Annotated in this window: 14 protein-coding genes; 7 read left to right on the top strand and 7 right to left on the bottom strand. The window is 64.4% G+C overall.

Going from position 1 to position 20,756, the window contains the following annotated elements:
* Positions 1–30 precede the first annotated feature (30 nt).
* From NR193_RS00275 to pdeM, 4 genes are all read left to right on the top strand, one after another.
* Positions 31–381, top strand: a complete 351-nt coding sequence (locus NR193_RS00275) for a MarR family winged helix-turn-helix transcriptional regulator (RefSeq protein WP_057143123.1) — start codon at positions 31–33, stop codon at positions 379–381.
* Between the two features lie 74 nt (positions 382–455).
* On the top strand, positions 456–1,316 hold the full coding sequence (locus NR193_RS00270) for an NlpC/P60 family protein (RefSeq protein WP_256748904.1): 861 nt from the start codon (positions 456–458) through the stop codon (positions 1,314–1,316).
* Positions 1,317–1,383: 67 nt separating this feature from the next.
* Positions 1,384–3,918: a ligase-associated DNA damage response DEXH box helicase gene (locus NR193_RS00265; protein WP_256748903.1), complete on the top strand. Its 2,535-nt coding sequence runs from the start codon at positions 1,384–1,386 to the stop codon at positions 3,916–3,918.
* Complete coding sequence (gene pdeM, locus NR193_RS00260; protein WP_256748902.1) at positions 3,915–4,631, top strand: ligase-associated DNA damage response endonuclease PdeM; 717 nt, start codon at positions 3,915–3,917, stop codon at positions 4,629–4,631. Before NR193_RS00265 ends, pdeM begins: the two co-directional genes overlap by 4 nt.
* Positions 4,632–4,638: 7 nt before the next feature.
* Here pdeM and NR193_RS00255 read toward each other — a convergent pair whose 3' ends face one another.
* From NR193_RS00255 to NR193_RS00245, 3 genes are read right to left on the bottom strand one after another with little or no spacing between them, the layout of a single operon-like run.
* A complete protein-coding gene (locus NR193_RS00255; RefSeq protein WP_256748901.1) occupies positions 4,639–5,574 on the bottom strand; it encodes a DmsC/YnfH family molybdoenzyme membrane anchor subunit in 936 nt (311 codons plus the stop codon).
* Between the two features lie 5 nt (positions 5,575–5,579).
* Positions 5,580–6,314: a 4Fe-4S dicluster domain-containing protein gene (locus tag NR193_RS00250; protein WP_256748900.1), complete on the bottom strand. Its 735-nt coding sequence runs from the start codon at positions 6,312–6,314 to the stop codon at positions 5,580–5,582.
* Positions 6,311–9,241 carry a molybdopterin oxidoreductase family protein gene (locus NR193_RS00245; RefSeq protein WP_256748899.1) on the bottom strand — a complete coding sequence of 977 codons (2,931 nt, stop codon included), beginning with the start codon at positions 9,239–9,241 and terminating at the stop codon, positions 6,311–6,313. Before NR193_RS00245 ends, NR193_RS00250 begins: the two co-directional genes overlap by 4 nt.
* Before the next feature lie 278 nt (positions 9,242–9,519).
* Between NR193_RS00245 and NR193_RS00240 the strand changes: the two genes are divergently transcribed.
* Entirely contained in the window at positions 9,520–10,416 is an 897-nt protein-coding gene (locus NR193_RS00240; RefSeq protein WP_256748898.1) for a LysR family transcriptional regulator, read from the top strand.
* Between the two features lie 9 nt (positions 10,417–10,425).
* On the opposite strand, the gene NR193_RS00235 is transcribed toward NR193_RS00240, so the two are convergent.
* The 4 genes from NR193_RS00235 to NR193_RS00220 all read right to left on the bottom strand — a co-directional run bounded on the left by NR193_RS00235 (position 10,426) and on the right by NR193_RS00220 (position 17,745).
* A complete protein-coding gene (locus NR193_RS00235) occupies positions 10,426–11,682 on the bottom strand; it encodes an Hsp70 family protein (protein WP_256748897.1) in 1,257 nt (418 codons plus the stop codon).
* A 170-nt stretch (positions 11,683–11,852) separates the two neighbouring features.
* Positions 11,853–12,647 (bottom strand): TIGR02186 family protein, encoded by a 795-nt coding sequence (locus tag NR193_RS00230; protein WP_256748896.1) that lies wholly within the window; start codon positions 12,645–12,647, stop codon positions 11,853–11,855.
* Positions 12,647–13,570: a sulfite exporter TauE/SafE family protein gene (locus NR193_RS00225; RefSeq protein ID WP_256748895.1), complete on the bottom strand. Its 924-nt coding sequence runs from the start codon at positions 13,568–13,570 to the stop codon at positions 12,647–12,649. Before NR193_RS00225 ends, NR193_RS00230 begins: the two co-directional genes overlap by 1 nt.
* 191 nt (positions 13,571–13,761) lie before the next feature.
* A complete protein-coding gene (locus NR193_RS00220; protein WP_256748894.1) occupies positions 13,762–17,745 on the bottom strand; it encodes a peptidoglycan-binding protein in 3,984 nt (1,327 codons plus the stop codon).
* A 455-nt stretch (positions 17,746–18,200) separates the two neighbouring features.
* On the opposite strand from NR193_RS00220, the gene NR193_RS00215 reads away from it, so the two are divergent.
* Both NR193_RS00215 and NR193_RS00210 read left to right on the top strand, forming a co-directional pair.
* Complete coding sequence (locus tag NR193_RS00215; protein WP_256749318.1) at positions 18,201–18,659, top strand: MerR family DNA-binding transcriptional regulator; 459 nt, start codon at positions 18,201–18,203, stop codon at positions 18,657–18,659.
* A gap of 299 nt (positions 18,660–18,958) precedes the next feature.
* Positions 18,959–20,749, top strand: coding sequence for an acyl-CoA dehydrogenase (locus NR193_RS00210; protein WP_256748893.1), 1,791 nt, complete (start codon positions 18,959–18,961; stop codon positions 20,747–20,749).
* Positions 20,750–20,756: the final 7 nt, after the last annotated feature.

The following is a 20,756-nucleotide window of genomic DNA, read 5'->3' as shown; positions in this document are numbered from 1 at the left end:
ACCGAAACAATTTGTCGTCATGCTGGCGCGATGTCGATTGCGATGCGCCCGAGCCAGGCCTTGCGACTGTGGCAGCAAGTGATGCTGTCGCAGGTGCGCGAGGACGCGCCCGATCTGACCATGCGCCAGACGGCGATCCTGTTCACAATCTATCTCGATCCGCCGCCACACACTGTGCGCGGGCTCGCCGCTCGCCTCAATGTCACCAAGCCGGTGATCACCCGCGCGCTTGATACGATGGGTGCATTGAAACTGGTGTCGCGCCATCGCGACGAGCTCGACAAGCGCAATGTTCTGATCAGGCGCACGGTCGAGGGCGCGCTCTTTGTCGAGCGCTTCGGCGATGGTATCATCGCCAAAGCCCACGAGCTGCCGATTTAATGCATGATCCCGGAAAGTGGGAACCGGTTTTCGGACAAGATCATGCGCAAACAAAATAAAGCAGAGTTGCCGATTTGACCGCCAGGGATGCACGCCTTCACGCCTTTCGTTCCGATCTTGCCGATGCACGGCTGAAGGGCGAGGTTGTCGCCGACCGCTTTGTCGCCGGTCGCCAGGCTCGGATCACCGCGTCAGTGGCCGATATGCGCAAGGCGCCGCGACCGGATGCCGGCGTCAACACGCAACTCCTGTTCGGCGATGACGTCCTCGTCTTCGAGGTCTCCGAGGGCTGGGCCTGGGTCCAGGCCGAGCGCGATGGCTATGTCGGCTATGTCGCCGATACCATGCTGGGCGGGCGGGACCATGCACCCACTCACATCGTGTCGGTGCCGCGCACCTTCCTTTATCCAGGTCCGGATCTGCGCTTCCCGATCGCGGGACAGCTATCGATGGGATCGACGGTAACGGTGACGGGGTCTGCCGAAACACGTGGCACGCATTATTCTGTCCTGCCTTCCGGCGAGACGATCATCGCAGGCCATTTGAAGCCGCTCGGTGATGTGGCCGCCGACTATGTTTCGGTGGCCGAGATGTTTGTCGGCACACCCTATCTCTGGGGCGGCACTTCCGGCTTCGGCATCGATTGTTCGGGCCTGGTGCAACTGGCGATGCGGATGGCCGGTAAAAACGTGCTGCGCGATTCCGACATGCAGGCGGCGACACTCGGCGAGCCGCTCGAGCCGGGCCCTGATTTCTCGGGACTGCGCCGCGGCGACCTGGTGTTCTGGAAAGGCCATGTCGCCGTCATGACCGACACCGACACCATGATCCACGCCAACGGCCACACCATGCTGGTGTCACGCGAGGGGCTGAAGGACGCGGTCGCCCGCATCGGCTACCTCTATGGCGGCCCGACCGGGTTTCGGCGGCCTTAAGCCTTTTCGATCCCCTTTTGTTCCGATTCTTCTTGGCGATTGCCTGTCGTCGCGCTACCTCTGGCACGTGACAGAGCAGCCGCGCCTTGCCCAACAGAATGCCACGGTGACCCTGCCCGAACCATTCATCAAATGGTTCGGCGAAAAGGGCTGGTCGCCGCGCGCCCACCAGATCGAGTTGCTGGCGAGGGCTCAAGGCGGGCAATCGGTGTTGCTGATCGCGCCGACGGGCGCCGGCAAGACGCTGGCCGGCTTCCTGCCTTCGCTGACCGAACTGGCCAATCGGCCAAGGCGAAAACCGGGCCAGGCGCATCGCGGCATCCACACGCTGTATATCTCACCGCTCAAGGCGCTGGCTGTCGACATCGAGCGCAATCTCGGCAAACCGGTGGAAGAGATCGGGCTGCCCGTCACCATCGAGACGCGCACCGGCGACACGCCCGCGCATAAGCGCCAGCGGCAGAAGCTGGTGCCGCCCGACATCCTTCTCACCACGCCCGAGCAATTGGCGCTGCTGATTGCGGCAGGCGATGCCGGCCGCTTCTTCGAAGACCTGCGCTATGTCGTTCTCGACGAATTGCATTCGCTGGTGACCTCGAAACGCGGACATCTGCTGGCGCTCGGTCTGGCGCGGCTGCGCAGCTTTGTCCCCGGCCTGCAGACAATCGGGCTGTCGGCGACGGTGGCAGAACCGGACGAGTTGCGGCGCTGGCTGGTCAGCCAGAATCCACCGGGCGACATGGCCGAAATGATTGTCGTCACGGGCGGCGCGAAACCCGAGATCTCCATCCTCGATTCGGAAGAGCGCGTGCCGTGGGCAGGGCATTCGGCCCGCTACGCCACGCCGGAAATCTACCGCGAGATCAAGCGCCACAAGACGACCCTGCTGTTCGTCAACACCCGCAGCCAGGCCGAATTGCTGTTCCAGGAATTGTGGCGGGTCAATGAGGACACCTTGCCGATCGCGCTGCATCACGGCTCGCTCGACGTCGCTCAACGCCGGCGGGTTGAGAAGGCGATGGGCGAGAACGCGCTGCGCGCCATCGTCGCCACCTCGACGCTCGACCTCGGCATCGACTGGGGGGATGTCGATCTCGTCGTCCATGTCGGCGCACCAAAGGGGGCGAGCCGGCTGGCGCAGCGTATCGGCCGCGCCAACCACCGCATGGATGAGCCGTCCAAGGCAATTCTCATCCCGGCCAATCGCTTCGAGGTGCTCGAATGCCGGGCCGCACTCGACGCCAATTATCTCGGCGCACAGGATACGCCGCCGCTGGTCAATGGCGGCCTCGATGTGCTGGCGCAGCATGTGCTCGGCTGCGCCTGTGGCGCGCCATTCCGCGCCGATGATCTGTTCGACGAAGTGCGAACTGCGGCACCCTATGCCAGCCTCGACCGGCCGACCTTCGACCGCGTCATCGATTTCGTCGCCACCGGCGGCTATGCGCTGAAGAACTATGAGCGATATGCCCGCATCCGCCTGAACAAGGACGGGTTGTGGCGGGTATCCAATCCGCGCGTCGCTCAGCAATACAGGCTGAATGTCGGCACCATCATCGAAGTGCCGGCGCTCAACGTCCGCTACGTCCAGGCCGGCAGCAAGGGCTCGGCTTCACGCGGCGGCCGGGTCCTCGGCAAGATCGAGGAAGCCTTCCTCGAAACCTTGACGCATGGCGACACTTTCATGTTCGCCGGCAAGATCCTGCGTTTCGAGGGCATCCGCGAGAATGAGTGCTTCGTGTCGAACGCACCCGGCAGCGACGCCAAGGTGCCTTACTACGGTGGCGGCAAGTTCCCGCTTTCGACCTACCTCGCCGAGCAGGTCCGCATCATGCTGGACGACCCGCAGCGCTGGAAGAAGCTGCCGGAGCAGGTGGCCGACTGGCTGCGGTTCCAGGCCGACAAATCGGTGCTGCCGAAGCGCGGCGACCTGCTGATCGAGACCTTTCCGCGCGGCAACCGCCATTATCTCGTGGCCTATCCGTTCGAGGGCAGGCTCGCGCACCAGACGCTCGGCATGCTGCTCACACGCCGTCTCGACAGGGCGGGAGCCAGGCCGCTCGGCTTTGTCGCCACCGACTATGCACTGGCCATATGGTCACTGGGCGACATGGGCGCGATGTTCAAAGCCGGGAAACCTTCGCTCAGCGCGCTTTTCGACCAGGATATGCTGGGCGATGACCTCGAAGCCTGGCTGGCCGACAGCTGGCTTCTCAAGCGCACCTTCCGCAATTGTGCGCTGATCTCGGGCCTGATCGAAAAACGTCACCCGGGCCAGGAGAAAAGCGGCCGTCAGGTCACTGTGTCGACCGACCTGATCTACGATGTGCTGCGCAGCCATGAGCCGGACCATATCCTGCTTCAGGCAACGCGCGCCGATGCGGCGACCGGTCTGCTCGATGTCAGCAGACTCGGCGACATGCTCTCGCGCATCCAGGGTCGAATCATGCATAAGAATCTCGAACAGATATCGCCACTTGCCGTGCCGATCATGCTCGAGATCGGCAAGATGCCGGTGAACGGCGAGGCCGATGAAACGCTGCTGATGGATGCCGCGACGCTGGTCGAGGAAGCCATGGGGCCGGGGATGATCGAGGAATGAACTTTTCGCTGGCGCGCGCATCGCTGATTGCCGAGGCCGACCTTGTCGGCATCGCCGGCGAACGCGCGGTCTGCGACCCGCGCGGCGTGCTCTATTTTCCCGAGTTCAGGCTGCTGGCGGTATCGGACCTGCATCTGGAAAAGGGCTCGTCGCTGGCACGACGCGGTGCGCTGATCCCGCCCTACGACACCGGCGCGACCTTGCTCAGATTGCAAGCGGTCATCGCCGACTACCAGCCATCGATCGTCATCAGCCTGGGCGACAGCTTTCACGATGGCGGTGGCGCCGAGCGCATGCATGCCAGCTTCCGCGAACGGCTGGAAGCGCTGATGGTTGGCCGTGACTGGTTCTGGGTCGCTGGCAATCATGATCCGGAAGCGCCCGCCGACCTGCCTGGTGAGACAGTGCGCGAACTCGCCATCGGCTCGCTGCTGTTCCGGCACGAGCCATCGAAGCTGCGCATCGAAGGCGAGATTTCAGGCCACCTGCACCCTTGCGCCCGCATCGTGCAGCGTGGCCGTTCGGTGCGGCGGCGCTGCTTTGCCGGCGACGGCGGTCGCATGATCATGCCGGCCTTCGGTGCCTACACCGGTTCGCTCAACGTGCTCGACCGCGCCTATGCCGGGCTGTTCCGCCTGGACACGCTGATGGCCTACATGCTTGGCACTGACCGCATCTTCGCCATCTCGCTGTCGATGCTGCGACCCGGCTGAAACAGCCCTACCTGCCATAGTAGAGCATGACGGTGTGCTTCGCTTCGGCGAAGAACAGCCAGCGTTCGACCAGCATGCCGGAGAGCTGGACGATCGCGGCAAGAACCGAAAGCACCGCCGCGAAGGGCCATGGGAAGGCGAATGTGGCGGCGAGCAGCAGCACGGGCAAGGCGAAGGCCAGTATCTGCGTGATCTGGCGCAGCCGCGCGCTGTGCTTGCGCGCGATGCGGAACCCCATTTCCTTGAGCAGGTAGTTCTCCTCGGTATGCGGCCATTCCAGCGAGCGCACCGTGCCACCGGAAAGCCCGGTCGCGGTGTTCGCGTTGGTAGCGATTTCCAGCGCGTCGTTGTGGCGCCAGGCCGCCAGTTTCCAGCCCCAGCCGAGCAAGGTGAGCAGCATCGAAGCCGCCAGAAGCATTTGGGAACCGAGGGCAAATCCTTGCAGCAGCGCATTCAAGAGCACGCTGCCGGTCATTGCCGAGAAGATAAGATAGCCGGGCAGGGTGAAGCGGCTGTGCCACTGGGCGATCGGTTTCAGCGACGCATAGATCATGCTCGTGGTGCAGACGGTGACGACCGCACCGCAGGCCGCCAGCAACCCGGCAATCGCCACCCAGCCACCAGTGCGGCCGAAAAACACCCAGCCAATGCCGAACAGTCCCGCCGGCACGAAGGTGGCGACCGAGGCAACACCTTCGCGCGACAGCCACGAGCTGCGCCACTGCGAGAACGCCCGCCAGGCGCGCTCTGGCCGGCCGAGATGGCCGGTGGAGGACAACAGTCCGGCCGCGATCAGGCCGAGCGCCAACCCCATGCCGACGAAGCCCAGCCAGAAATCGGGCGGGATGATCTGGAATCCGCCGAGCACGCCCAGCAGCGCCAGCAGGCCGTAGCCGGCGCCGGTGGCGGTGGTGAAGAAAACGACGGAGAAGGCTGGATGCATGGGTGTCAGTTCGAAAGCATGCGGTCGACCCAGCCGAGGAAGCCGCCTTCGGCCCGCACTGGCTCCAGCGCCTTGGCGGGCACCGATGCGGCGCGCGTGGTATGGGCGCGCGGCGGCAGGTATTTGTTGGTCGGCTGATAGCCGAGCTCCGGCATCAGGTCGACGCCGCCACGCTCCGCCACCAGTTGCGAGACGGCCGACAGGGGATCGCCGAGATCGCCGAAATGCCGCGCGCTGGTCGGGCAAGCGGCGACGCAGGCCGGCACACGGTCTTCCTCGGACAGATTGTCATTGTAGATGCGGTCGACGCAAAGCGTGCACTTCTTCATCACGCCGACATCGGTATCGAATTCGCGCGCTCCATAGGGGCAGGCCCAGCTGCACAATTTACAGCCGATGCACTTGTCCTCGTCGATCAGCACGATGCCGTCCGAGGCCCGCTTGTAGGAGGCACCGGTCGGGCAGACGGTGACACAGGCCGGCGTCTCGCAATGCAGGCAGGAACGCGGGAAATTGACCGTGCGCCCACCCATCTCGGTGGTGTGCTCATAGCTGTGCACGCGGTTGAACCAGACGCCGTCGACATGGCCGCCATAGGGGTCGATGTCGGTGAGCGGGGCCATGTGGCCGCCGGTGTTCCATTCCTTGCAGGCGGTGACACAGGCCTGGCAGCCAACGCATGTGTCGAGGTCGATGACGAGGCCGAGCTTCTTGCCGCTTTGACTTGGCAGACAGGTCATTCGGCTGCCTCCCTTGCCCTGCGGAACTCGGCGCCGAAACGGAGCTTGTCCGGCGAAGGCTCGAAATGCGGCGGCTGCTGGAAGCGCTCGAATTGCGGCTCGGTGAAGCCGGCTTCTTCCGCCACGCATTTGGCGATGCGCACCCGCAGGTCGAACCATGCCGCCTGGCCGGTGACAGGATCGGAATTCGAATAGCGCTTGCCGTTGGCATCGGCCGAGGTCTGGTCGCCGATGATGTGATTGAGCAGGAAGCCACGGTTGGATTCGGCCGCGTCGTCCTTCAGCCCCCAGCTGCCGCGTCTTTTGCCGATCGCATTCCAGGTCCAGACCGTGCTTTCGTTCACCCCGTCGACCAGCTTGATCTGCCCCTTCACCCTGCCGTTGATGCTCTCGATCCACACCCAGTCGTCATCGACGAGGCCGAGACCGGCGGCGGTCGTGTGATGCACGAACAGCCGGTTCTGGCTGGTGATCTGCCGCAGCCACGCATTCTGCGAGCCCCAGGAGTGATACATGTGCATCGGCCGCTGCGTCAGCGCGTGCAGGGGATATTTCTCGAGATCGATGACCGCTTCCTCGAAGGGCGTGTACCAGAACGGCAGCGGGTCCATGTAGGTCTCGATGCGCTGGCGATCGCCCTGTGGCGGCAGCACGCGGCCATGGCCGCGCGCGGCCAGGCGGAAGCGCTGCAACGGCTCGGAATAGAGCTGGAAGACGATGGGCTCCGCCTTAGGGATGAAGCCCATGCTCTCGGCGAAGTCGAGATAGGAGCGGTTGGCCATCTTGTAGTAGCGCTGGTCGTCCGCGAAATCGTGGTGCCAGAAGCCGCCATTGTCGATGTAGCGCTGCAACTGGCCCGGATTGGCCTCGCCCTTGCCGATCGCGGCGCCATCCTTGCCGCGCCATCCCGCGAGCGGTCCGATGCCGGGCGTCCGCTCATGGTTGACGATATAGTCGGCATAGTCGCGGTATTTGGCCGAGCCGTCCTCATCGACGAAACCGGGCAGTCCGAGCCGCGCGCCGAGCTCGATCAGCACCGACTGGAACGGCCGGACGTCGCGGTCCGGCTCGACGACGGGATGGCGGATGGCGTCGCCCGGCCCGTCGGCATGGCTGATCGGCCGGTCGAGCAGGCTGATGCAGTCGTGGCGCTCGAGATAGGTGGTGTCGGGCAGCACGAGGTCGGCGAACGGCACGGTCTCGGAATAATAGGCGTCGGAATAGATGATGAAGGGAATCTTGTAGTTGCCGGCGTCATCGCTGTCGGTCAGCATCGCGATGGTCTCGACGGTGTTCATCGAGGAATTCCACGCCATGTTCGACATGTACATCATGAGCGTCTCGATCCTGTAGGGATCGCCGGCCCAGGCATTGCGGATGACGGTGTGCATCAGGCCATGTGCCGCCAGCGGCGCATCCCACGAATAGGCCTTGTCGATACGGGTCGGCGTGCCGGCCTCATCGACCAACAGGTCTTCCGGTCCGCAGACGAAACCGAGCGGCATGCCGTCGAGCGGTGTCATCGGCTTGACGGTCTTGCCCGAAGGCTTTGGACCCGGTGGCGCCGATCTGGGATAGGGCGGCTTGAAGCGGAAGCCGCCGGGGACATCCACCGTGCCGAGAAGCACCTGAAGCAGATGGATGGCGCGGCACGTATGAAAACCGTTCGAATGGGCGGAGATGCCGCGCATGGCGTGCATCGAAACAGGCCGTCCCTTGATCGTCTCGTGCCGGCGCCCGGCCCAGTCCGTCCACGCCACCGGCAGTTCGATCGTCTGTTCGAAGGCGACATGGGCAAGTTCGGCGGCGATCCTGCGGATCGTATCGGCGGCAATGCCGCAACGCTTCGCGACCGCATCGGGTGCATAGCTCTCATCGAGGTAACGGTCGGCAATCAGCTGGAACACTGGCGTGCAACGGCGGCCATCGACGGTGAAACTACCGGTCAGCGCCGGCTTGGCGCTGGCATCGGTGGCGCTGACAGGCGTCTTCGCCACCCTGTCCCAGGTCCGCGGATCGCCATCGGCGTCTCGCACGAACAGCCCGTCATCGGCCGCATCCGGCTCCTGAATGACGAGCGTGTGGGCATTGGTGTAGCGCAGGAGATAGTCGAGATCGACGCGGCCTGCCTTCAGCAGTTCATGGATGAGCGCGAACACGAACAGGCCGTCCGTGCCGGGCCGGATGCCGATCCAGTCGTCGGCAATGGCGTTGTAGCCGGTCCGGCACGGGTTGATCGAAACCACCTTGGCGCCGCGCGCCTTGAGCTTGCCCAAGCCGATCTTGATCGGGTTTGAATCATGATCCTCGGCGACGCCGAACAGCATGAAGTATCTGGTGTTGTCCCAGTCGGGTTCACCGAACTCCCAGAACGAGCCGCCGATCGTATAGAGCCCGCCGGCCGCCATGTTCACCGAACAGAAGCCGCCATGAGCGGCGAAGTTCGGCGTGCCGAACTGGCTCGCCCACCAGCCGGTCAGGGATTGTGATTGATCGCGCCCGGTGAAGAAGGCGAGCTTCTTCGGATCGGTCCGGCGGATGGCCGACAGCCGCTCCGTCGCGATCGAGAACGCTTCCTCCCACTCGATCTCGCGGAACTCGCCCGAGCCGCGCGGCCCGGTGCGGAGCAGCGGCTTCTTCAGCCTGGCCGGGCTGTAATGCTGCATGATGCCGGAGCTGCCCTTGCCGCAGATCACACCGCGATTGACCGGATGGTCCTTGTTGCCGTTGATGTAGCGGACCTTGCCGTCCTTGATGTGCACGTCGATGCCGCACCGGCAGGCGCACATGTAGCAGGTCGTCTTGGCGATGCTGTCCGAGATATCGGGCGAGGTGTCGACGCCGTCGCCTTCGTCGGGCGCGCGCGTGTCGGCAAGCGGGCGTTGCGATGGTGCCGAATTCGCGCCGCGCGGCGGTCCTTGCATCATGGTCCGATGGTGCCCGCGCGGCCGGCGGATTTGGCTCGCGTCTTCGGCCCGGGGCCACGCATGTAATGCTCTTCCGGGTGATAGCGATCGCCGGCCAGCCGTCGCCGGATGCCCCGGGTCCAATGCGCAAACAAGGATCTGAACCGCCCGATCATTTTAGTCTCTGCGATCCGCTGGCGAATTTTTTCTAACTTCACTCAAAAACGTAGAATAAAGCTATCGATCCGTCTAATCAGTTGTTCTTGTAAATTCAATCGATATTGGTTCTTAATGGGCGCATGACCCTGGACCAGTTACGCATTTTCGTCGCTGTCGCCGAGCGCGGCCACATGACCAAGGCGGCGGCGCTGCTGGGCATTTCCCAGTCGGCGGCGTCGGCGGCCATACGCGCGCTTGAGGAACAGCACGGCGTCCACCTGTTCAACCGTGTCGGCCGCAACATCGAGCTTGCCCAGACCGGACACCGGTTCCTGCCAGAAGCCAAGGCCGTGCTCGAACGAGCCGCCGCCGCCCGCAACGTGCTGGAACATGTTTCGCAGACGGTCACCGGCAGCCTCTCGATCGCCGCCAGCCAGACCATCGCCAGCTATTGGCTGCCGCGCCGGCTGGCTTCCTTCCACGAGGCCTATCCCGCCGTCAGGCTGAGCGTGACCATCGGCAACACCAGACAGGTCGAGGCGAATGTCCTCGATGGCGCCGCGGATCTCGGCCTGGTCGAGGGGCGCACGGAATCCGACATCCTGCGCCGCACCAAGGTCGACGTCGACAGGCTGATGCTGGTCGTCGCCAGCTCGCATCCGGAGATCGCCGAACTGTCGCCCGGTCGTCCTGACATCAGGGGGCTGCGCTGGATCATCCGCGAGGGTGGTTCAGGCACGCGCGAAGTGCTGGAGGACTTGGCGCGCCGCGAAGGGATTTCGCTCGCCGACCTCAGGATATTCCTGGTGCTGCCGAGCAACGAGGCGGTACGCCAGGCGGTCGAGGCGGGCGCCGGCGCCACCATCATTTCGGAGCTCGTCGTGGCTCGCGCCGTCGCCGAGGGCAGCCTGAGGTCAGTGCCGCTCGAATTGCCGAAACGCGACTTCGCCATGATCACCCACCGCGATCGCCAGGCAAGCCTGGCCCAGATGGCGCTCAAGGCGCATCTCGGCGCCGAAACCGGCGGAACAACCTGACGAACGGGCTCAGCCGAACTTCCGCTGGGCATCCAGAGCCAGGCCAAGCCCGACCGAGCCGAACATGTCGCCTTCGATGATGGAGGCTCGCGGCACCAGCGACAGGATCTCCCGTCTTGCCAGCGGGATCGCGGTCGATCCGCCGGTCAGGAACACCGCGGTGATGTCGGATGGCTTGACCTGGGCATCGCGGATGGTCTGCCCGACCGTCGCGGCGACCCGCTCGATGTCCCTGGCAATCGTGGCTTCCAGCCCGGCCCGCGTGATGTCGGCGGCGAACTCCACGCCCGGCAGCTTCACCGCGACCTCGGCGGATGACCTGTCGGTCAGCTCTATCTTGGCCTTTTCGACCAGTGCCGCCAGCGCGTGTCCGTAGCGGTGCTCGACGATGTGGATGAAGCGGTCGACGAGGTCGGCACGCTCGGCCTCGTAGCGGATCTGGCGCAGATGCGTCATCGCCTTGGCGGTGTAGACCAGGTTGATGCGCTGCCAGGTCGCGAGATCGATGAAGTAGCTGGCCGGCAGATTGCGCTTGCCGTCCTTGGTCGGGGTCAGGTAGCCGAGCTGCGGCATCACATGGGCGATGCTCAGCAGCCGGTCGAAATCGGTGCCGCCGATATGGATGCCCCGGCTGGCCAGGATGTCGTCCTTGCGGTCGGGCGAGCGGGAGCGCTCCGGTGAGACGCGCACGATCGAGAAGTCAGACGTGCCGCCGCCCATGTCGATGATCAGCGCCAGTTCCTCGCGCGTCACCTTCTGCTCATAGTCGAGCGCCGCCGCGATCGGCTCGAACTGGAAAGCGATGTGCTTGAAGCCCTGGGCGTGCGCCGCCTTTTCGAGTTCGCCCTGGGCATTCGCGTCGGCTTGCGCATCGTCGTCGACGAACTGTACCGGGCGGCCGAGCACCACGGTCTCGACCACATCGCCGGCGTCTTCCTCCAGCTTCTTCCTGAGATGGCCGAGGAACAGGCCGATGATCTCCATGAAGCCGATCGAGCGCGCCTTGATGCGCGTCTTTTCGTGCGCGAGCGAACTGCCGAGCACGCTCTTCAGCGAGCGCATCAAGCGGCCTTCGACGCTGTCGGTGTAGTTGGCGATAGCGTGGCGGCCAAAACAGGTGCGGTTGTCCTCGAAGTTGAAGAAGACGGCACTTGGCAGCGTGACCTGGCCATCTTCCAGAGCGACAAGGCGAGGCTGCCCGTTGCGGACCACGCCCACGGTGGAATTCGAAGTGCCGAAGTCGATACCGCCGAATGCTGGTCGCATCGCTACGTCCTGTCATTGTCCTTGGGGCAGCGGATCGGCGTCTTCGCATGCGCGCCGTTGTCCGGGGTGACCGAACCATCCTGCCGAACTGAAATCGTGCGCGTTCGCCGCGCCGGGAGGCGGCGGTCTATCGCATGGCCCGGGAAAGGGAAACCCCTTTCGGCGGGGATCTAGTCTTTTCGGAAAACCAGCCTTCCGAGCCAGCCCGTTATCATGGCCAGCGATACAGCGAAGACGCCATAGAGGAAGGAATAGTCGTGGGCGACGCGGAAGATCGATTGTTCGAAACCGGATTTGCGGATTTCGAGCTGAGCCGAGCTTTCCTTGATGAACAGGCCGCTCTTGAACAGGAAGGCACGCGCCTTGTGGGTTCCGACCGGAACATTCGGCGCCAGTCTGACAGTGGCGCGAAACAGGTTCTGCGACAGGAATTGCACGCCGCCGACATTCTCGCTGTAGAGGCCGGTCGCGGATTTGCGTTCGCGTAGTGCCGCCGTGAATTCCTCGATGGTCGCCGGGCTGTCGCCGGCATCGGCGGGCTGCATGTAGAGGTTGGAGGCGCCGAGCGAGAGCTGCTTGTAGCTGTTCGGTTCGGTGATGTCCTGCAGCGGCCGCGTGGTCGCCACAGAATAGGACATCGGCACGTTCTCGAAAGTCTCGGAGTCCAGATTGACCCAGACACCGAGCACCCGGTCCTTGCGGCGCACCACCACCGTTCGCGGCGGGCCTTCGAGCACCACGATGACATCGTAGCGGCCCTGACGGGCAACGAGCGGATCGGGGTTTTCCAGTGAACCGAAGATCGTCAGGTCCGCGCCGGAAAAGCCGGCGGTGATCGACACATTGTCGGTGGAGAGCCCGATCTGGATGCCTTCCGTAGGCAAAGGCGCCTGCGCCTTCGCTGGCATGGCAGCGGCAAGCAACGACAAGAGTATGACGGTTGCGAACGCTTTCGGTGCCGGCATCAGTTGAGGCCCACGCCGGACAGCGAATAGAGATTTGGCGGGGTGACGAAGAGATCGATGGCAAGCCGGATCGCCACCGCCAGCACAAGCAGAGCCAGCAACGCCCTGAGCTGCTCGCCGCGCAGCCTCTGGCCGGCCTTGGCGCCATATTGCGCGCCGGCCACGCCGCCCGCCATCAACAGGAAAGCCAGCACGACATCGACCGTCTGGTTGGTGGTGGCGTGGACCAGCGTCGTGTAGGCGGAGGTGAAGATGATCTGGAACAGCGAGGTGCCGATGACGACGTTGGTAGGCACTTTCAAGAGATAGATCAGCGCCGGCACCATGATGAAGCCGCCGCCGACGCCCATGATCGACGACAGGAAGCCGATGCCGGCTCCCAGACCAAGCACCGGGATGACGCTGACGAACAGTTTCGAGGCCCTGAACCGCATCTTCAGCGGCAGGCGGTGGATCCAGTTGTGCTGGCCGGATTTCTTCAGCACCGGTGCCGCGCCGCTGCGCGTGGCGCGCAGCGCGTTGACGCTTTCGACCAGCATCAGCCCGCCGACGGTGCCGAGCAGCACGACGTAGAGCAGCGAGATGAACAGGTCGAGCTGGCCGAGCCTGCGCAGGAAGGCGAAGACGTAGATACCGCCGGTTGAGCCGACGATGCCGCCGGCCAGCAACACGCCGCCGAGCTTGAAGTCGAGCGTCCCTCGCTTCATGTGCGAAAGCACGCCGGAGAAGGAGGAGGCGATGACCTGGTTGGCGCCGGTGGCGACCGCGATCGCCGGGGGTATGTTGTAGAAGATCAGCAGCGGCGTGATGAGGAAGCCGCCGCCGACGCCGAACATGCCCGACAGGAAACCCACTGCCGCACCCATGGCCAGCAGCACGAAGACGTTGACGGAAATTTCCGCGATCGGGAGATAGATGCCCACCCGTCAGTCTCGATCAGTTCTGCCTGCCGGCGAATGCAACCGTTGCGGGCATTTTGCCCCGACAAGCCAATTTGTTCTTGCGCCGGAGGTGCTACGAAGTCAAACCACGCCGCACCGCCGAAACAAAAAACATCTCAATCAGTTAACAGGCAAATGTGTGGCAAGGCGTCGTGGAAGCGACGCATCCGCCGTTATTTGCGCGCCAGCAGGGCCTTGACCAGTTTTTCATCGATCGTGCCGGTCGCCGGCATCTTGTTGTCGGTCTGGAAAGCCATGATCGCGGTCTTCGTCTTCTGGCCCATCTTGCCGTCGGCGCCGCCGGCATCGTAGCCATTCTTGTTGAGAATGCGCTGGATGTTCTGGATGGCCTTCGTCATGTCGATGCTGGCGGTCGTCTGCGGCGTGTCGTTCTGCCAGGATTCGGGAATGTCCGCCGAATTGGACGCCGGATCCAGCGGCTTGGCCTTCCACAGTTCGGCCGCGGCGCGGGCGCGTTCAAGCTGCTCGGGCCGCAGCGCATTGGCGATCTCGTCGCGCTTGGCCGCCGCATCCTTGTCGCCTGTCTTGGCGACGAGAGCGAACCATTTGTAGGATTCCTCGAGGTTCTGCTTCATGCCGACGCCCTTGGCGGCGAGGATGCCGAGATTGAACTGGCTGTCCTTGACGCCAACGTCGGCGGCCGCCTGGAACCAGTGCGCGGCCGACTCATTGTCGGTCACGCCGTCCGCCGCCATGGCGAACAGCACGGCCAGATTGTGCATGGCGCTGGCGTTGCCCTGCTCGGCGGCGAGCTGGTACCAGGTCTTGGCTTTCTTGATGTCGCGGGCGACGCCGATGCCCTTTTCGTAGAAATTGCCGATGCGGTACTCGGCCGGCGCAAAGCCCAGTTCCGCCGCCTTCTCGTACCATTTGGCGGCCGCCGCCATGTCTTCCTTGACGCCGCGCGACTCGGCATAGCGCGAGCCGATCTCGAACAGCGCCTTGGCATCGCCATTGGCGGCGGCGTCACGCAAGGCGGCCGGGCCGGCGTTGGCTGGAATGTCGATCTTGGCCGCGGCCGCCGCCGGGGAAGCGTTCGTTGGCGGAACCGCGCCTGTGGTGTCCGTGGCTGGCGCAGCCGCGATCGGCTGGTTGCCGGTTGCGGCATCGGTTGCCTCAGCGGTCGGTGCGGCCACCGGGGCCGAAGCTGCCGAGGCTGCCGTGCCGGACGCCGCCGCGCCAGCATCGGCGGGCATGGCCGGAGCAACAGGCGCGGGAACGGGTTCGGCTGTCGGTGCCGCATCCATCGACGGCTCGACGCCTGGTGGCGTTGCCATCGTGGCTTGCGTCGCCATGTCGTCTTTGATTGCCGGCTCGGACGGTGCGGCCTGCCTGACGACACGGGCCGGCGCGGTTTCCGGTGCCGGGGGCCGCGCATCCGGCTTCGGCTGGCTTGCGGTGTCGAGTGAGGCGGTTTGCACCGGTTGCGAAGCCGCAACCGGTGCGGCGTCGTTGCTTGCCACTTGCGCGGGATCGGCGAAGAAAGCCTTGCCCAGTTGCAGGCCGGCAAGCGCCAGCAGGATCGCGGTTGACCCCATCAGGATAGGCTTGCGTCGTGACTTGAGCAGGTCACCGATCCGCAGCGCCTTGACCGGTCCGGTCATCGTCGACTGACGTTTCAGGGCATCGGCCTCGGCGGCGGCGGCCTGCGCCGCGCGCCGCGCCGCGGCGATGAAATCCGATTTGGCGGCATCGGTGTCGCTGGGCTTGGCTGGTTGGCCGCGCTCGTCACGCACACGCTTCATGATGGCATTGAGGTCTGGTGCGCCAGAGCCGGGCTCCAGCGGCCGGTTGGCCATTTTCGGATCGAGTGGCTCGTCGAGGTCGACACTCGGGATCGGAGCGCTCGGCGCCGAGCCGGCCAGCGGCGGAATATCCGCCTCCTTCCTGCCCCTGAATGCGCGCGCCAGCCCGCCGAACATCGATTTGCGGCGACCCGCCGGCTCGCCACTGTCGGCGATCGTGTCGGAACCAAGGGCTGCCATGGCCGCCGCAGCGGCGGCCTCGGCCGGAGTGCGCGTACCCAGGTCGGTGCGCGAACCCAGGTCGCCGCGCGTACCCAGATCGCCGCGTGAAACCGGTTCGTTGCGCATGATGGCGGCGACGCGGCCATCGAGATCGGCCATGTCTCCGGTCAACGGCATTGGCTCGTCGATGTCCATCGACGGTGCGTCGACGGCGATCTTGGACTGCCGCGCACGGCGCCTGCCTGCCGGCTCGTCCGGCCGCGCGTCGAGGAGTTCGCTCACCGCCTCGGCCGGCTCGCCGGGTTCCAGCGAGCCAAGCCTGTCGACGATCTTGAGCAGCGTGTCGTGGATGGCCTCGAACGTTCTCGAATTGCGCTCGTCCGAGCGCCGCGTCAGCGCTTCGAGTGTCTTCAGGTCCTGAGCGAGGCCGGAAACGGCCGTCGTGTTGGCGCTCGAACCGGCCAGCGATCGCACCGCGTTCTCAGCCGCGTCGCGCGCCGCGTCGAGGATGGAATCGCGCGTTCCGGCCAGCGACTTTTCGATTTCGTCGAGGCGCGGGCTGATGTCCTCGAATTCCGGCAGCGGCGTGCTGGGCTTGGAAAGATGGGCAGACAGACCGGCGACCTGCGCCTCCAGGCTTCGGATCAACGCTGGATCGATGCCGGCCACTTGCGCGGCGGACGCGTCCAGCCGGTTTGAAATGTCTTCGAGCCGGCTTTCCAGGCCGCGGATCGCTGCTTCGCCGGCCGGATCGGGAACGCGCGTTTCGATGCGCTGGGCCAGAGCGGTGAAGCGGGCGTCGATGGCGTCCATGATGCCGGCGCTGTCGACTTGCGGCATGCGCTCGTCCAGCCTGTCGGCAACTTCGTCCAGCCGGCGCTCGAGATCGCGGAACAGCATGTTGCCCTGTTCGATGGCGTCACCCTGGCGGCGTTCCATCATTCCGGACAGCACGTCGAAGCGCTGCTCCAGCCCATGGAAGATATAGTCGGCGTCAGGCATGGCAGGCGCCTGGTCGATCTTGTCGGCGATGAGTGCGATCTGCTTGGCCAGGCGCTCCATCGCCTGCTCGGGCAGATTGGCGCGACCGGCGAGCTCGTCGACCCTGCTCGACAGCGTGTTCAGGCGGTCCATGACCGCGTTGCCGGGGCGATCCTGCGCCACTTCCTCGATCTGTCCGGCAAGCGAGTCGATCCGCTTCTCGATGCGCTCGAAAGCCTCATGGTCGAATGAATTGGCTTGCGCCGCGACGGTCGATGCAACGATGGCGCGGGAAATCTCGTCCAGCCGCTCATCGATCATGCCAAGCGTGTCGCTGCCGCGATTGTCCTGCTGGCTGGCGAAGTGGTCGACGGCGCCGGCAAGCGTGCGCACCTTGTCCTCGAGCGAGCGCAGCGACAGCGATTCCGGCAGATTGTTGACGGCGTTGCTGATCTGCTCCAGCCGGTCTGTCAGCATCGACAGGCCGGGGTCGTCCGAGCGCTTGCGCTGGTCGGCATCGACGCGATCCTCGAAGGCCGTCCAGCGGCGATCGAAGTCGTCCCAGCGGCGATCGACCTTCTGCACGCTCTCCTCGCGCGCCAGCGTGTCGAGCGCCGCCTTGACCTGCTCGAGTTCGAGCCGCAGCATGTTGACGCTTCTGTCATCGCTCTTCTCGGCCAGCGTCTGGATGGCGCCGGAAAGCCTCTCGAACTCGAGGCCGAGTTCGGCGCTGCCCTTGGCCAGGGCACCCGACGCGCCGCCTGGCGTCGCGTTCGACTGGAAGGCCCGCTCTATGTCCTTGCGCAGCGCTTCGAATTCACGCTGCAGCCCGGCAGTCATCTGGTGGCGTAGTTCCTCGCGCATGCCGCGCAATTCGCCGGCGATCTTGCCGACCATGGCAACGCCGTCTTCCTGTCCGCGCACGCGATCGATGTCGCGCGCAATGGCCTGGTAATTCTGCTCGAAAGCGGCGGCGGGCTGCACCGGGCTCTGCGGGCGCGGCGCTGGCTGCGGATCCTCGTACCAGCGTTGCTGGCGCGGATCGGGACGACCCATCGGATCCTCGCGGGTTCGCTCCAGCCGCTGTTCCAGCGTCTCCAGCGAGCGGTTCAACTGCTCGAGCGTGGTCTGAGGCCTGCGCTGCCTGCCGGCGTTGAGTGTATCGAGATAGGACCGCTTGCTGTTCATCTGTGCGTCCGTCTTTCAGAATGGCTGGCTTGTAGCCAACTCCCCCAAGTCCCTGTCGGAACGAGGCGACCGGGCGCTTTGCCGCGGTGGAAGACAAGCTTCCCGGGTTCTCACCCGCGCTCCGAAAAACCGTGAAAAATTCGATACAGGATAAACACGGGTAGCCGACGCGCCCACATTTCGCCCAACGTGGTAAACAACGCGTTAACCAAACTTAAGAAATTGGAAGGATGTTGGCTGCCGGCCTGACGGTGCGGCATAAAGCTCCGCTCGCAGAACGCCCTTGCGTCATGAGGCGGCTATCGGTATAGAATTGACGTAAACGTAAAAGGCGCATTGAGCGTGCTGTTTGCGATTTGTTTGTTGAAACCACGACTGGGAGCACGCCCCCGCTTCCAGTCAGGCGACGCACGGTCCAGGGCCGCGACGCCATCAGACGGGGAAAGCCAGTGACCATGAAGCTTATCTCGGCCGGCGAGACCGCGGCCAATACCAATATGTCTGTTGAAGCCGGCGAGGACCTTGTCCGCATCGGTGAGATGGCCAAGAAATACGGAGTAACGCTGCGCACGCTGCGTTTCTACGAAGACAAGGGGCTGCTCAACCCGCAGCGCGACGGGTCGACCCGTCTTTACACGCGTCGCGACAAAGCGCGGCTGAAGCTGATCCTGCTTGGCCGCAAGGTCGGGTTCTCGCTGCGTGACGTCAAGCAGATGATGGACCTCTACGATCCGACCGGTTCCAACACCAAGCAACTGCGGCTTGCGCTGGACAAGTCGGAAAAGCAGCTTGCCCGCCTGCAGAAGCAGCGGGCGCTGATCGACGACGCCATCAACGAGTTGAGCGGCTCGATGTCGGCAGTACGCCAGATGCTGGCCGAGCGTTCGGTGCCGCAGGCGAGCGCGGCAAGCTAAGCCATCTGCTGATTCCGACGCTGTCGGATCCCTGACCATCAAAGCCGCGTGGCTCCGCCGCGCGGCTTTTCGTCGTCTGCGCCTGCCCCTCATGCAGCCCTTCGGGTTGTTTCACGCTGGCTTGCGCGATGCTGCGCCGCTAGGCTCCTTGCGCATAGGGGCGGGAAATCTTGTCGCATCGAAAAAATTGACGTTTACGCAAACGTCAATTTTTGCTATCCCGACCCCAACACAGGTCCGCATGCCGCCCTGGCTTGATTTCGGGGGGGCGGATCGGGTTTGCAGGGTGGAGAAAAAGCATGCCGACATACAGGGCTCCGGTCCAGGATACGCTGTTCGTGCTCAACGAGGTGCTGGGCTATCAGCGCTACTCGAACCTTCCCGGATTTTCCGACGCCACGCCCGACGTGCTGGAGGCTATCCTTGCCGAAGGCGCCAAGCTCGCCGAAAACGTCATGCATCCGCTCAACCGTGTCGGCGACATGGAAGGCTGCGTCCGTCACGACGATGGTTCGGTGACGACGCCGAAAGGCTTCAAGGAGGCCTTCGACCAGTATCGCGAAGGTGGCTGGATGGGGCTGGCGGCGCCTGTCGAGTTCGGTGGCCAGGGCCTGCCCTACGCCGTGCATACGGCGGTTGCCGAATACATGGTCTCGGCCAACATGTCGCTGATGATGTATCCCGGCCTGACTCAGGGCGCGATCGCGGCGATCATCACCCACGGCACCGACGAGCAGAAGGCCAAATGGTTGCCGAGGATGGTCGAGGGTGCCTGGACCGGCACCATGAACCTGACCGAGCCGCATTGTGGCACCGATCTCGGCCTGCTGCGCACCAAGGCGGTGCCGAACGGCGATGGCACCTACAAGATTTCAGGCCAGAAGATCTTCATCTCGGCCGGTGAGCACGACATGTCCGACAACATCGTCCATCTGGTGCTGGCCCGCATCGAGGGCGCGCCGGAAGGCGTCAAGGGCATTTCGCTGTTCATCGTGCCGAAGCTCATGCTCGACGCATCGGGCAATCCGGGCAAGAGAAACACCGTCTCTTGCGGCTCGATCGAGGAGAAGATGGGCATTCACGGCAATTCGACCTGCGTCATGAACTATGACGCGGCCGAAGGCACGCTGCTCGGCGAGGCCAATGGCGGCCTCAAGGCGATGTTCACGATGATGAACGAGGCGCGGCTCGGTGTCGGCCTGCAGGGGCTGTCGCTGTCGGAGATCGCCTACCAGAATGCCGTCGCCTACGCCAAGGACCGTTTACAGGGTCGATCGCTGTCAGGGGCCAAGGCGCCGGACAAGAAGGCCGACCCGATCATCGTCCATCCCGATATCCGCCGCAGCCTGATGACCATGAAGGCCTTCAACGAGGCCGGCCGCGCGCTGGCGCTGTGGACCGCCATCAAGTCCGACATCGCCCACCGCTCTGGCGACGACAAGGATCGCCAGGCCGCCGACGACTACACCGGCCTGATGACGCCGGTGGTCAAAGGCGTGCTCACCGACAAGGGTTTCGACCACGCCGTGATGGCGCAGCAGGTGTTCGGCGGTCACGGTTACATTGAAGAGCATGGCATGAGCCAGTTCGTGCGCGATGCCCGCATCGCCATGATCTATGAAGGCGCCAATGGCATCCAGGCACTCGACCTCGTCGGCCGCAAGCTCGGTTTGAATGGCGGTCGCGCTGTGCAGGCCTTCTTCAAGGAGGTCGGTGAGTTCTGCGAGGAAAACCGCTCCGACGAGAAGATGGCGTCCTTCACCAAGGCACTGAAGAAGGGCCTCAACGACCTGCAGGCGGCGACCATGTGGCTGCTGCAGAACGGCATGGCCAGGCCCGACAATGCAGGCGCCGCCTCGACCGACTACATGCATCTCTTCGGCCTTGTCGCGCTGGGTTACATGTGGGCGCAGATGGCCAAGGCGGCACTTGGCAAGACGGGTGCCAACGGTTCCCAGTCCTTCTACGAGAACAAGGTCGTGACGGCCCGCTTCTTCATGGAGCGGATCATGCCGGAGACCTCGGCGCACCTCGCCCGCATTTCGAGCGGCGCCGATACGTTGATGGCTCTGCCGGCGGAAGCGTTCTAAGCTCGAC

Source organism: Mesorhizobium sp. Mes31 (assembly GCF_024519675.1).
Taxonomy (GTDB): Bacteria; Pseudomonadota; Alphaproteobacteria; order Rhizobiales; family Rhizobiaceae; genus Mesorhizobium.
Note: the sequence above shows the minus strand (reverse complement) of the source record. Positions and strands in the feature narration are given on the sequence as shown.